General features: G+C 46.0%; 13 protein-coding genes. 3 read left to right on the top strand and 10 right to left on the bottom strand.

The window, feature by feature from the left end; translation table 11 throughout:
- Positions 1–166: 166 nt before the first annotated feature.
- Together RUW00_RS09625 and RUW00_RS09620 are read right to left on the bottom strand one after the other, a co-directional pair.
- Positions 167–997, bottom strand: a complete 831-nt coding sequence (locus tag RUW00_RS09625; RefSeq protein ID WP_014419179.1) for a PRD domain-containing protein — start codon at positions 995–997, stop codon at positions 167–169.
- A 23-nt stretch (positions 998–1020) separates the two neighbouring features.
- Positions 1021–1335, bottom strand: coding sequence for a hypothetical protein (locus RUW00_RS09620; protein WP_089072470.1), 315 nt, complete (start codon positions 1333–1335; stop codon positions 1021–1023).
- A 525-nt stretch (positions 1336–1860) separates the two neighbouring features.
- Between RUW00_RS09620 and RUW00_RS09615 the strand changes: the two genes are divergently transcribed.
- Positions 1861–4272: a S8 family peptidase gene (locus tag RUW00_RS09615; protein ID WP_280144714.1), complete on the top strand. Its 2412-nt coding sequence runs from the start codon at positions 1861–1863 to the stop codon at positions 4270–4272.
- Positions 4273–4313: 41 nt separating this feature from the next.
- Here the strand turns inward: RUW00_RS09615 and RUW00_RS09610 are convergent, their stop codons facing one another.
- The 4 genes from RUW00_RS09610 to RUW00_RS09595 all read right to left on the bottom strand — a co-directional run bounded on the left by RUW00_RS09610 (position 4314) and on the right by RUW00_RS09595 (position 8178).
- Complete coding sequence (locus tag RUW00_RS09610; RefSeq protein WP_094296203.1) at positions 4314–5315, bottom strand: LLM class flavin-dependent oxidoreductase; 1002 nt, start codon at positions 5313–5315, stop codon at positions 4314–4316.
- A gap of 163 nt (positions 5316–5478) precedes the next feature.
- Positions 5479–6228, bottom strand: a complete 750-nt coding sequence (gene nfsA / locus RUW00_RS09605; protein ID WP_007407708.1) for an oxygen-insensitive NADPH nitroreductase — start codon at positions 6226–6228, stop codon at positions 5479–5481.
- 102 nt (positions 6229–6330) lie between these two features.
- On the bottom strand, positions 6331–7518 hold the full coding sequence (locus RUW00_RS09600; protein WP_095060324.1) for an FtsW/RodA/SpoVE family cell cycle protein: 1188 nt from the start codon (positions 7516–7518) through the stop codon (positions 6331–6333).
- Positions 7519–7719: 201 nt separating this feature from the next.
- On the bottom strand, positions 7720–8178 hold the full coding sequence (locus RUW00_RS09595; protein ID WP_029972914.1) for a GNAT family N-acetyltransferase: 459 nt from the start codon (positions 8176–8178) through the stop codon (positions 7720–7722).
- 291 nt (positions 8179–8469) lie between these two features.
- Here RUW00_RS09595 and RUW00_RS09590 point away from each other — a divergent pair, with 291 nt between their 5' ends.
- On the top strand, positions 8470–8730 hold the full coding sequence (locus RUW00_RS09590; RefSeq protein WP_280144715.1) for a spore morphogenesis/germination protein YwcE: 261 nt from the start codon (positions 8470–8472) through the stop codon (positions 8728–8730).
- A 43-nt stretch (positions 8731–8773) separates the two neighbouring features.
- Here the strand turns inward: RUW00_RS09590 and qoxD are convergent, their stop codons facing one another.
- The 4 genes from qoxD to qoxA are packed head-to-tail and all read right to left on the bottom strand — an operon-like array spanning position 8774 to position 12715.
- Positions 8774–9142: a cytochrome aa3 quinol oxidase subunit IV gene (gene qoxD / locus RUW00_RS09585; protein WP_014419185.1), complete on the bottom strand. Its 369-nt coding sequence runs from the start codon at positions 9140–9142 to the stop codon at positions 8774–8776.
- Position 9143: 1 nt separating this feature from the next.
- Entirely contained in the window at positions 9144–9758 is a 615-nt protein-coding gene (qoxC, locus tag RUW00_RS09580) for a cytochrome aa3 quinol oxidase subunit III (RefSeq protein WP_003150930.1), read from the bottom strand.
- A gap of 14 nt (positions 9759–9772) precedes the next feature.
- Positions 9773–11722, bottom strand: coding sequence for a cytochrome aa3 quinol oxidase subunit I (qoxB, locus tag RUW00_RS09575; protein ID WP_014419186.1), 1950 nt, complete (start codon positions 11720–11722; stop codon positions 9773–9775).
- Between the two features lie 27 nt (positions 11723–11749).
- Positions 11750–12715 (bottom strand): cytochrome aa3 quinol oxidase subunit II, encoded by a 966-nt coding sequence (gene qoxA, locus RUW00_RS09570; RefSeq protein WP_012118744.1) that lies wholly within the window; start codon positions 12713–12715, stop codon positions 11750–11752.
- A gap of 503 nt (positions 12716–13218) precedes the next feature.
- Between qoxA and RUW00_RS09565 the strand changes: the two genes are divergently transcribed.
- The gene (locus tag RUW00_RS09565; protein WP_014419187.1) at positions 13219–13464 is read left to right on the top strand and encodes a GlsB/YeaQ/YmgE family stress response membrane protein; all 246 of its coding nucleotides are present in this window, start codon (positions 13219–13221) and stop codon (positions 13462–13464) included.
- Positions 13465–13479 lie beyond the last annotated feature (15 nt).

The raw sequence follows: 13479 nt of genomic DNA, 5'->3' as shown, positions 1-13479 counted from the left end.
GGTCAGCATGATCCCTTTTTCATGTACGCAAATTTTAGGTCTTGCCTGCATTACCAGTCACAATCCCGCCGGATTCAGTTTTTTTAATGCGCTTTCATTCTATTCCATGGTAGCGCTTTCGTCAATATGTTTTCAAAAAAAAAGTCTGTTTCTCGAAACAGACGCGTTATTCCGGGTTTTTTTGCAGACGCTGGACATGCAGCGTGATATAGCCGGCCTCGGATTCCGGCAGTTCCAAATCATATTCAGTTTTTAAAAACGCCGCCAGTTCAAGCGCACACCGATAAGCAAACGGATACTTTTTTTGGATGAAATAAAGCATCTCCTCGTCCATGGAATGGAGTGCTTCATTTGAGTCCAACCGGCTGACCGCATACCGCAAGTGCGTGACGAGGCGCTGATAGGAAATACTGTCTTCATCCACCTTCTGTTCGAAAAAGGATTCGATCTTTTCGATCATTTCTTTGATCATGGTTGTATGCTTCATCGCCGAATACATACTTTTGGCATCCGCCTTGGCAGTGTGGATATGAAGCGCGATATACCCCGCCTCATCATCAGGCAATGATATACCGAGGGTTTGTTTCACGTGTTCAACCGCCCAGCGGCCGATCTCATATTCTTTTTTATAAAGCGCCTTAATTTCATGAAGCAATCGGTTATGCACCTGAAGGCCGTTTTGAATCCTTTCGATCGCAAAGGATAAATGGTCCGCCAGCGCAATGTGGATGTGATCGTTCAAAGGTGCCGCAAGCTCTCCCTCCGCATGGCTGATGATATCTTCAGCCGCCTCTATATGCTCTTCGGGAAGCGTTTCTAACACTTGTTTGAACTTTTCATTTTCGTCGTGCACGACAAATATTTTTTCAATTTTATGCTTTTGAATCACATCATTTTTTCTCTTTTGAAAAGCGATTCCGGGACCCATTACGATCTTTTCCCGTCCGTCTTCTTTTATTAACGCCGCATTGTTGTTTAATACTTTGTCTATTCTCAAGAGGTTCGCTCCCGTTCATATGTTTAGTGGGATTGTACCCTCTTTTTCATATGATGTAAAGGTGCCGGACCCGCGCGCTCCCGTTTCGGCAATTCTTTGCGGACAGGCATCCATCGGTTTTTATCCAGCCTGCCGCGGGCCGATTTCGTTTCATCGGTCAAATCCGCCGATCGGACACGGCTCACAAACGAAAAAACCCCAGCCGTCCGCTTCGCTTTCTTATGATAAGCCGCTTGGTTTCCGTACACGGCGGCTAATGGATATCTTCCGTTACCCGGCGCCATCCAGTTCATCAGAAAGACCATCCACACCCGTAAAGATACTAGCAAACGTTTCATTGCAAATCATCCCTCCGCTTCTTTTTGACAGACAGCTTGTTCGCAGGCCTGTTTTTCTCTCCGCTTTAACGGAAAAGGCGGCCGATCCTTCTCCGCTAAAAACTAGCGGGTCTAGCAACCCTATGACTCTATGATAGACGCGGCCGGGCGAATTGTTTGTCACAATATGAGTGAAAAAACAAACTAGTTTTCAGAAGTTTTGTTGAAAGCTGATGGAAATGACCTGAAAAATGGAAAAGCCGATAAAAAAAGTTATACACACTTTATCCCTTGGTTAAGCACAGCTTAAACACAGTGTATATCCACATATCCACAAACTCGGTCTATATTTTGTATAGGAACATTCGTTCCCAACAATATATATACACAAATTTATTCAGTTATACACAGGATTCTGTGTATAACTCCCTCCTTATTCACAGACCAATTTCCATAAATGAGTCATATGTCACAAGGATTATTTTGAATTTTCAAGAAATATATACTAGATTTCTAATTTAGATAAAGAAAAAGGGGGAAACACGATTGAAAAAAGGAATCATCCGTTATCTGCTTCCGGCTTTTGTCTTATCCTTTACCTTATCCACAAGTTCACAGGCTGCGCCGGCTTCAAAACCGCAAACTCCTGATCTTGAGAAGGCTGAGGTGTTCGGTGACATTGATATGACCACCGGCAAACAAACGACAGTCATCGTGGAGCTGAAGGAAAAGTCACTGGCGGAAGCAAAGGAACTCGGCAAAGCACAGACAAAAAGCAAGCTGAAAAGCGAACGTTCAAAAGTGAAAAAGAAAGCGCTCAAAACCATTAAACACGGAAAAATCAACAGGGAATATGAGCAAGTGTTTTCCGGCTTCTCCATGAAACTCCCGGCAAATGAAATCCCCAAACTGCTGAGTGATCAGGATGTCAAAGCGGTTTATCCGAATGTCACCTATCATACCGATCAGCTCAAAGATAAAGACATCACCCTATCTAAGGATGCCGTGTCTCCGCAGATGGATGACAGCGCGCCTTATATAGGGGCAAATGACGCGTGGAAGCTCGGCTATACGGGTAAAGGCGTCAAGGTTGCCATTATTGACACCGGTGTCGAATATAAACACCCTGACTTAAAGAAAAATTTCGGACAATATAAAGGATACGATTTTGTGGATAACGACTACGATCCTGAAGAAACGCCGTCCGGTGATCCGAGAGGCGCGTCGACTGACCACGGAACCCATGTCGCGGGCACGGTAGCGGCAAACGGAACGATTAAAGGCGTCGCACCCGATGCTACACTCCTTGCCTACCGTGTGCTTGGTCCGGGCGGAAGCGGAACAACAGAGAACGTCATCGCCGGCATCGAACGCGCCGTACAGGACGGAGCGGATGTCATGAATCTTTCTCTCGGCAATTCTGTGAATAACCCAGACTGGGCGACAAGCACGGCGCTTGACTGGGCTATGTCAGAAGGCGTCACGGCCGTTACATCAAACGGAAACAGCGGGCCGAACAATTGGACCGTCGGCTCTCCGGGAACGTCCAGAGAAGCCATCTCCGTCGGAGCGACCCAGCTGCCGCTGAACGAGTACGCCGTCTCCTTCGGTTCCTATTCCTCAGCGAAAGTAATGGGCTACAACAAAGAAGATGACATAAAAGCACTGAATAAAAAAGAAATAGAGCTCATAGAGGCGGGTATCGGCGAGCAAAAGGATTTTGAAGGCAAAGATCTGAAAGGAAAAGTCGCTGTCGTCAAACGGGGCAGCATCGCCTTTGTGGATAAAGCCGACAACGCCAAAAAAGCGGGCGCGATCGGTATGGTTGTGTATAACAATGCCCCGGGAGAAATTGAAGCCAACGTACCGGGCATGTCAGTGCCGACGATTAAGCTTTCATCAGAAGACGGCGAAAAACTCGTCAGCCAATTAAAAGCGGGCGGCACAAAAGCGACATTCAATTTATCCGTGGCTAAATCGCTCACTGAACAAATGGCAGACTTTTCGTCACGCGGTCCGGTTATGGACACGTGGATGATTAAACCTGACGTCTCCGCTCCCGGCGTAAACATCGTCAGCACCATTCCGACCCATGATCCGGCCGACCCGTACGGCTACGGATCGAAGCAGGGAACGAGTATGGCTTCCCCGCATGTAGCCGGCGCAGCTGCCGTCATCAAGCAGGCCAAACCGAAATGGAGCCCGGAACAAATAAAAGCCGCTCTCATGAACACCGCGGAAACCTTAACGGACGCGGACGGTGACGTATACCCGCATAATGCGCAAGGCGCCGGAAGCATCAGAATCATGAAGGCGATCAAAGCAGACTCCTTAGTCGCCCCGGGAAGTTATTCTTACGGAACGTTTATGAAAGACAAAGGCAATGAAACGAAAAAAGAAACCTTTACGATTGAAAACCAATCGTCCATCAGAAAATCATATCAGCTCGAGTACTCTTTCAACGGCACGGGCATTACCGTTTCGGGCACAGACCGGGTCGTGATCCCCGCTCATCAAACCGGAAAGGTCAATGCCAAAGTAAAGGTCAATGCCAAAAAAGTAAAGACAGGCACCTATGAGGGAACCGTCACAGTGCGTGAAGGCGGAAAAACAGTCGCAAAAGTGCCGACGCTACTGATTGTAAAAGAGCCGGACTATCCGCGCGTGACTTCAATCGACGTGCAGGACGGCACAACGCAGGGAACCTACCAAATTGAAACCTATCTTCCGGCGGGAGCCGAAGAGCTTGCCTTCCTTGTATATGACAGTAATCTTGACTTTGTCGGCCAAGCCGGCATTTACAAAAAGCAGGATAAAGGCTATCAATATTTCGACTGGAACGGCAAAGTCAATGGTGACACCGCACTGCCGGCAGGAGAATATTATATGCTGGCCTATGCCGCGAACAAAGGGAAATCAAGCCAGGTGCTGACTGAAAAACCTTTTATCATTGAATAACCGAACAACCCTGCTGGAGCATCAGCAGGGTTTCTTTCTGATCATTCGGCAAAAGCTTCTCGAAGCAGGCGGTATGACTGAAGTTTATCTTCAAAATGATGAGTAATGGTTACAGCCATCACTTCTTCTGTTCCGTATGCTTTACTGAGAGCCAGAATCTGTTCTTTCACTTGCAGCTTCGTTCCGATGATCATTCGATTCCGATTATCGGCAATTCGTCTTTGTTCATACGGTGTATACGTATTTCCGCGGACGGTTTCGTAAGACGGTACGCCGTGAAGCGGAATCCCCTGTTCACCCGCAAGCAGCGTATAATCCATGACAGCCGCGAGTTCCTCCGCTTTCTCCTCCGTGTCGGCGCACAGCACAAACACAGCCACGGCCGTTTTTGATTCTTTTCCTAATGCGGAAGGTTTAAATCTGCGCTTATATTGTGCTGTCGTGCTTTCTCCGCCTTCTCCATTAATAAAGTGGGCAAACATATAGCCTGCTCCCGTTTCTGCGCTCAGAAGCGCGCTTTCCCCCGATGAACCGAGAAGCCAGACTTCAGGCGCCGTCTTAATAAGGGGTGATGCGGTCAGATTCGGAAAACGGTGATTGTCGTCGGCTGCATCATGCAAATACATCGCCAGCTCACGAATCTGCTGCGGATATTGATCAGCATTCCGCTTCCCGCCGTCATTCAGCGCCCATGATGCGATCGGCATTCCGCCCGGCGCTCTCCCTAATCCGAGATCGATTCTGCCCGGCGTCAAACCTTCAAGCACGCGGAAATTCTCCGCCACCTTATATGCGCTGTAATGCGGAAGCATGACACCGCCTGATCCTACACGAATCTCATTCGTTTTCGCCGCAATATGGCTGATCAGCACTTCAGGGCTTGAACCCGCCAACCGCTCTGAAAAATGATGCTCTGACACCCAAAACCTCTTATATCCGAGCTTTTCCGCCTCCTGCGCCAGTCTTACTGTATTCCGCAGAGCACTTTCCGCAGAACTCCCTTCTGATACAGGAGATTGATCTAATATGCTTAATGAAATCATCACTGTCACCTCCTCAACATCGTACCACTGCTAAGCCGTTTTTTCTTTCTGTATGCTTATAAGCATCCCTGATGATAAACATTTATATACCTTGTTCCATTTTGTCGAAATATGTTACACGTGAAACATAAAAAAACCTCTCCCGGTCAGGAGAGGTTTTTTCTTAATTCTTTTGAAAACCTTTATCTTTTACATATTGATTTAAATAGGTTCTCGGTTTTTGTTTCATGAACTGCAGGATTTGATCAGACCACGTTTCAACCCGCTTGCCGTTTGTCCGTTTATCATAATAAGCGGAAATGGTTTCATCATATTCCTTCATATAACTGCGGAAGTGTTCTTCATTCGTATCGTACGTGTTTTCATGATATACGGCTTGTTTCGGCAGGCGCGGCTTTTGACCGGACGGATGAGCGGGATGACCGACTACCAAGCCGAACAGCGGCAGCACATGGTCAGGTGTTCCAAGCACTTCTGTCACCTGATCAAGTTCATTTCGAATGCCTCCGATATAACAAATGCCAAGTCCCATTGATTCCGCGGCAACACTTACGTTTTGTGCGGCAAGTGCGGCATCAATGACGCTGACCATAAACATTTCCGTATTCTCAAGAAGCTCGGTAATGTTTTCGCCTTTTTCCTCAGCAAGTTTTTTATGGCGGTACAAATCAGCGCAGAACACAAACAAGTGCCCGTTATTTTCGACGTAAGGCTGGTTTCCGGCCAGTGCCGCCAGCTTCCGCTTTTTCTCTTTATCGGTTACACCGATGATGGAGTAAGCCTGCACGTAACTGGACGTTGACGCCGCCTGGGCGCTTTTCACTAATGTATCTATCTCTTCTGCTGTCAGAAGCTCGTCAGTAAATGATCGGATCGACCGATGATTAAGTATAGTTTCGATGGTATTGTTCATATAAAAGCCTCCTTCTTTATATATCATATCCGAAAGGGAATCATGTCAAAAGCGAAATGCTCTAAACAAAAAAAGACAGCCCGAAAAACGAGCCGTCTCACATTAAGAATTGAACAAGTAGCTTTTATATTTCGTCAGCTGCACACTTGCGTTATATACGATCCCGAAGCTGATTAATGTAGAAAGCACCGAGCTCCCCCCATAACTGACAAACAGCAGCGGAATACCGGTAACCGGCATAATGCCGATATTCATCCCGATATTCTGGAAGGTGTGAATCACGATAAGTGCAGTAAATCCTACGCAAAAAAACGCTCCAAATCGGTTAAACGCATGCAAGCGGTCAATCAGCACCACAAGTCTGTAAATTAAAAAGAAAAACATGACAACCGCAATGGCGCAGCCTAAAAATCCAAAACTTTCACCCAAAATCGCAAAGATAAAGTCGGTCTGTCCCTCAGGTACGTACACCTTCAGATTATGAACGCCGTTTCCGGTAATGCCGCCCGATCCGATCGCCATAACGGCCTGATCCACCTGCCAGCTTTTATCGCTCTCTGCCTGAGTCGTTGCCGCACTGGAGTCAGACATCCACGATGTAATCCGGTTAATTTGATAATCCGCAATGCCGATTGAATTCGCCACATGGGGAAATTCAATCACGAGAACTAAGAAAAGGCCAAGCACAAGCGCGGCCGAACCGCCGATGATGGTGATCAGCTTCCAGTTTACACCCGACATAAACACCATCACCATAACGATAAACAGACAGATCGCACCCGTTCCGGCATCCTGCAAAACGATCAGCCCGAGCGGAATGACCGTCCATGCCGCAATTTTCAAAAGCAGATTCACATCTTCCCGAAGTGACCTTTGATCCTTCGGGCCCGCCTTCGATATAATGGACGCGACCATCATCATAATTCCTATTTTCGTGAACTCTGAAGGTTGAAGAGTGAAGCTGCCGATTTTAAACCAGCTCTTCGCTCCGTTTTTAATCGGCGCGATGGATTCCGGCGCCACACGTAAAAGGAGCAGCGACAGCACGCCGGCAATTAACACGTACAGACTCAGTTTTTCAAGCTGCTCTAAATCAAAATACATGATACTGACCATGAGACCGGCTCCGATGACATAAAAGACGATCTGTCTCATCCAGGCATCACTTCCGTACTGCCCGAACTGTCCGGCCGCATAAATCGCCGCAACACTAATTATTAAAAACACACCAAATATAAAAATCAAATCCCCCTGATAATAGGGATTTTGCTGTTTCTTATATCGACTCATTCTATCCCGCCTTACATTTTCATCGGAAGTCACTATTGTTTATTATACATGAACACCGTTCAAGAAAACATGATGAGGTTGCTTCCTTTTTATTTTTTACGGTTTGGGGACTACACGACATATGACGTGTCAGAAAAGGAAATGTTTCGGTCATGATGAAACTTTTCCGATAAAAAACCCCTTCTCATCAGAAAAGGGGTTTCAGCTTATGTTTAACGTCATAAACAAGCTGTTCGGGTTCTCTTTATAATGTGCAAACGGATCACAATATTGAAACCCGGCTTTTTCATACAGGCGTCTGGCGGGGAGAAAAGCCTCCATAGAACCGGTTTCTAAGCTGATCCGCTGATAGCCCCGCCGCCTTGCTTCTTCAAGCATATGGCGGAGGATCCGGTTGGCTGCGCCTTTTCTGACATGATGCGGAGAGGTTTTCATTGATTTGATCTCACCGTGCCGGCTGTTTAGCTCCTTTAAGGCACCGCAGCCGAGCAGAATGCCGTTTTCCCTCGCACTCCAAAACGTAACGTCAGGCTGACGCAGCCGGTCCGCATTGAGCGCATGTATACTTTCCGGAGGAGAATGCATGGTCATGCTCTTCAGATGATCCTGCAAAAGCGCAATGACATCCGGCGCTGTGACATCTTCTTTCCTTACGTCCACTTCAAACCACCCTTGCTGTGCATGTTTCTTTGACCATAGCAAAGGTTCACAGCCTGCGCCATTCCATTGTCCGGAAATGTGACAGGGTATTTGGCCTTTCCGGTTTCTTGTACCTATCCAAAAATGAGGCAATAGTTGCAATACATTTCTCGAAAAAGCGGTATCAAAAATTGGAAAACATGGTATAATAATTGTAACAAAATGTTCAAAAAACGACCACAAAACAGACACATTTTATTCTCTGTATTTCATTTTGGAAACGCTCCCATAAAATGAAAGGAGACATGTAAGATGGACATGTTTTTTGCTTATTTACTGGTCGCAAGCGCAACACCCCTCTTTATCTGGCTGGATAACAAAAAAGTGGCTCTTTCGGCCATACCGCCAATTATTCTCATGTGGGTTTTCTTCTACTTTTACGCAACCAGCAGCCTATCCCCTCTCGGCCACACACTCATGATCATCCTGTTTGCCGCCAACGTCATCATTGCCCATATCGCCGCCTTTATCATTTACGGCCTTCCGCGCCTGCGCCGGAGAAGAAGCCAATAAAGGCACAAAAAACCCTCTTCGCCTGAACGAAGAGGGTTTCTTTTTATTCCTGATGTTCGGAATGTTGCTTCGCACCGCCAGGAGGGTTTCCATCCATATGGTCACCGTGATGGTAGTGCGCCGCAAAGATCCAGATGGAACCAAGGATGATAACAATCGCTCCGAAAAATCCGAAGAGCGTGTTTCCGACTTGAATTCCGCCGTTTTCGCTTTCTGTCATGTGCATGAACATGAGAAGCTGAAGACCAGCTTGGATAAATGCGAATCCGAAAATGATCCAGAGTTTTGCTGATGGGCTTAATTCCGTATATACCGCAACCCAAAGGGCCAGCAGGGTCAGAATAATAGACAACGCAAAACCTACGATATGCTTCCACGGAAAGTGGCTGTGTTCAGCAGATTTGTTTGCCATATTATAGTCCCCCCAATCCGATGAGATAGACGCCTGTAAAGATGAAGATCCAAACAACGTCTAAGAAGTGCCAGTATAAACTTGAGATAAAGATTTTTGAAGACGTCTGCGGCGTTAATCCGCGTTTCTTCAATTGCAGTAAGATGCCGGCAATCCAGAAGATACCGATCGTTACGTGCGTTCCGTGCGTTCCCAGAAGGACGAAGAATCCAGACCAGAAAGCACTTGTACCGAGAGATGCTCCTTCATGTACATAGTGGATGAACTCGTTAAGCTCACATCCGACAAAGCCCGCGCCGAGAAGAAGCGTAATGATCGTCCAAATGACGACGCCTTTTAAACTTCCGCGACGCATTTCATGAACAGCGATCCCGCAGGTGAAACTGCTGATCAGAAGCAGGAATGTCATGATCATGACAAGCTTCACTTCAAATAATTCAGCCGGTAAGACTCCTCCTGCTGTTCTTCTTTGAAGAACGAAGAAGGTTGCAAATAGTGTTGAGAACAACACAATCTCTGCCCCTAAAAAGATCCAAAACCCGAGAATATTGAGTCTGCCGGTTTCAGATTGATATTCCATAGGCGCGTTAGAATTGCCGTGTTCTGCATGTTCCATAAATCACGCCTCCTTTATTCGGAAATCTTTCTTTCCGTCTCTTTTATTTCTTCAACAGGTATATAGTAGCCATTGTCATATTCAAATGAACGAAGCACCATGCAAAGCAGAATGCCGATCAAGCCGACAATGCCCATCCAGAACCATTCAAATACAAGTCCGAAGCCTGCAATACCGAACGCCACTGACATAATAAGCGGTCTTCCGGAGTTGTGCGGCATATGGATTTTCTTGAACTTGCTTTCCGGATGAATATCCGTTTTGTCTTCTTTCAATTGCAGGTACGCATCTTGAGATTTCACTTCAGGAAGCACCGCAAAGTTGTAATGCGGCGGAATCGCAGATGAAGTCGCCCACTCAAGCGTACGTCCCACGCCCCATGAATCTCCGCTGATCTCGCGAGTAGAGTAGCGGAAGCTGTAGTAGATGTTGTAGCAAAGGATTAAGAATCCGACACCCATCATGAAGGCTCCGACAGTTGAAATAAAGTTCAATGCAGTCCATCCGTCATTCGGTCCGTAAGTGTAAATACGGCGAGGCATACCTTGCAGCCCCAAGAAGTATTGAGGGAAGAAACATACATTAAATCCGATCATAAAGATCCAGAAGAACCATTTTCCGATTCTTTCGTTCAGCTTGTGGCCGAACATTTTCGGATACCAGAAAATAAAACCTGCGAAACATGCAAATACCGTACCCGCGATCAGCACATAGTGGAAGTGAGATACGAGGAAGTACGTATTATGGTATTGATAATCCGCTGCAGCCATCGCAAGCATAACCCCTGTTACCCCGCCGATAACGAAGTTCGGGATGAACGCAAGCGCCCACAGCATCGGTGTTGTAAAACTGATTCGGCCTTTATACATCGTAAAGAGCCAGTTAAAGATTTTAACCCCGGTCGGAACCGAAATCGCCATCGTTGTAATCGAGAAGAAAGAGTTAACAGACGCACTGTTCCCCATTGTGAAGAAGTGGTGAGTCCATACAAGGAAACTCAGGACGGAAATGGCGATAATTGAGCCGACCATCGCTTTGTAACCGAATAACTGCTTTCTTGCAAACGCTGAAATAATTTCAGAGAAAATACCGAATGCCGGTAAGATAACGATATATACTTCAGGGTGTCCCCAAATCCAGAACAAGTTAGCCCAAAGCATCGGCATACCGCCGGCTTCCAGCGTGAAAAAGTGAGCGCCGAACAAACGGTCAAATGATAACAGCGCCAATGCCACTGTCAAAACAGGGAAGGCGAATACGATAATAACCATTGTAATCAGCGTCGTCCATGTGAACATCGGCATACGCATCAGCGTCATGCCTTTCGTACGCATTTTCAGGATCGTCACCATAAAGTTGATACCCGTCATCAGCGTACCGATACCGGCAATCTGAAGACCGAGCAGGTAGAAGTTCTCACCAGGCCCGGGACTCATGTCGTTGCTTGCCAGCGGCATGTAACTCGTCCAGCCTGCGTTCGGAGAACCTCCGATAACGAAAGAAATATTGAAAAGCATCGCACCTACGAAGAACGTCCAGAAACTCAGGTTGTTCAAGTAAGGGAATGCTACGTCGCGCGCACCGATCTGCAAAGGTACGACAACGTTGATCAGACCGATTAAAAACGGCATCGCCATGAAGATAATCATGATCGTACCGTGAGTCGTAAAGATCTCATTATAGTGGTTTGAGTCTAAAAAACTGTTATTAGGAAGCGCTAACTGGGCGCGCATCATCAAGCCGTCGACCCCGCCGCGGAACAGCATGATAACAGCAGAGATAATGTACATGATTCCAAGTTTCTTATGGTCTACAGACGTGAGCCATTCAGACCAGAGCCACTTCCACTTTTTGAAGTATGTGAGTACAACGATGATAGCAATAGTGGAAAGCGCAATGGAAACTTGTGCGCCCAGAATTAATGGGTCACCTGTTACAAAAAATTCATCCCATCTCAATTTCATTCGGGCTTCCTCCTTTCTTGTTCAATTTCAATCTTGTTTATCGTCGGATACTTTAAATTCGTTTTTCTTTACATTTTCCCACGGATCTGTTTTAGAGTGCGGTGATACGGCTTTGTAGCCAAGGCGTTTGCGCGCCTCCATCGCATATTCGGCATCTTGGCCGTGGTCAACGTATTTTAAGTGTGTAGAAGAGAACGTTAATTTTCCGACATTCTCCGGAAGCATCAGTTCGTCATACTTCTCTTTCGTCAGCTTTGGAGAATCGCTTTGGGCTTTTTTCACCCAGCTGTTAAAGTCTTTTTGCGTAACAGCTTTTACGTTGAATTTCTGGTCGGCAAAGTGTTCGCCGGTGAAGTTCGCGTTGCGGCCTTCATATGTTCCCACTTTGTCAGCCTGTAAGTATTGATCCATCAGCATTCCCGCCATCGCGTATTTTTGTCCCCCAAGCTGAGGAATCCATAGCGATGCCATTGAATCGGCTGAAGAAATTTTAAATAAAACCGGACGGTCTACAGGAATGTTCAGGTAGTTAACCGTCTCAATATCCTGCTCTGGGTAGCTGAATACCCATTTCCAGTCTACCGAAGTAGCATAAACAACAAGAGGCTCTTTATCCTTTGTCGCTTCAGGCGCTTTTTCTAACGAATATATCGTCTGTACGGTAGGCACAGAAAGTGCAATAACAATTAAAATTGGGATCACTGTCCAGACTACTTCTAAGAACGTGTTGCCGTGCATCTCGGGCTTGTAATTTCCGCTGTCTTTGCCTTTGCGGTCGCGGTATTTCACTAAAATGATTGTAAATAGTACGAATACGACGCCGACAATGAACAGCATAAATCCGATTGACAAGAGAATCAGATCTTTCTGCTGGTCTGCTACAGGTCCTTTCGGATCTAAAACGGAAATGTCGCTGCATCCGCCCAGTACGAAAACAACAGCCAACATCGCTAATAAAAGTAACGGTTTAAATGCTCTGAACAAGAAGATCACCATCCTTCCTATTGATGTAGTGAATCTGAAATGTACTTTCTCAAAATCTTTTCTCTATCTACCTTGTTATGCTATCAAAATCTGCCCTTATTAGCTTTATTTTTTTCTAAAGTTCATCTTTTTTTCGACCTAATGTCACAAAATCGTCAAAAAATGCATGAACTTTTTCCACTTGCGCAAATCAAACATAAAAAGTTTTAGATCATTTAGCATATATAGAGAAAAAAGATAGTGAGAACGAATAATACCAAATAAAGGTTTACCATAATAAAAATCGCTGGTCAACAAAAAGTTTCATTTTGTTAAACATTCTACAAAAGAAATATTTTTTCCTTTGCTCACACCTTTTCACACGGTTTCCATTTTAACGCAACGCATTGTGAAAAAAAAGACCGGAACGCGCCTTGAGTATGTTCATTATAAAAAACGCATTCATATGTTTAATATGGACAAAACGAAGGAAACATATAGGCATAAATAATAAAAAATAGGAAGTGATATTTATGAGTTTTATCGTATCTCTGATTGTCGCTATTATTATCGGCTGGATCGGAAGTTTATTTGTAAAAGGCAGTATGCCCGGAGGAATCATCGGGTCCATGATCGCCGGTCTGATCGGCGCATGGATCGGGCACGGACTGCTCGGCACATGGGGTCCTCACCTTGCCGGCTTTGCCATCATTCCGGCAATCATCGGAGCTGCGATCGTGGTATTCTTATTCAGCCTGATCGCCAGAAGCAGAGGATAAAAAAAAGCCTCGTCC

Origin of the sequence: Bacillus sp. IS1 (genome assembly GCF_032461585.1) — a bacterium.
GTDB lineage: Bacteria > Bacillota > Bacilli > Bacillales > Bacillaceae > Bacillus > Bacillus velezensis.
The sequence above is the reverse complement of the archived record's forward strand: the minus strand, read 5'-3'. Positions and strand labels throughout refer to the sequence as shown.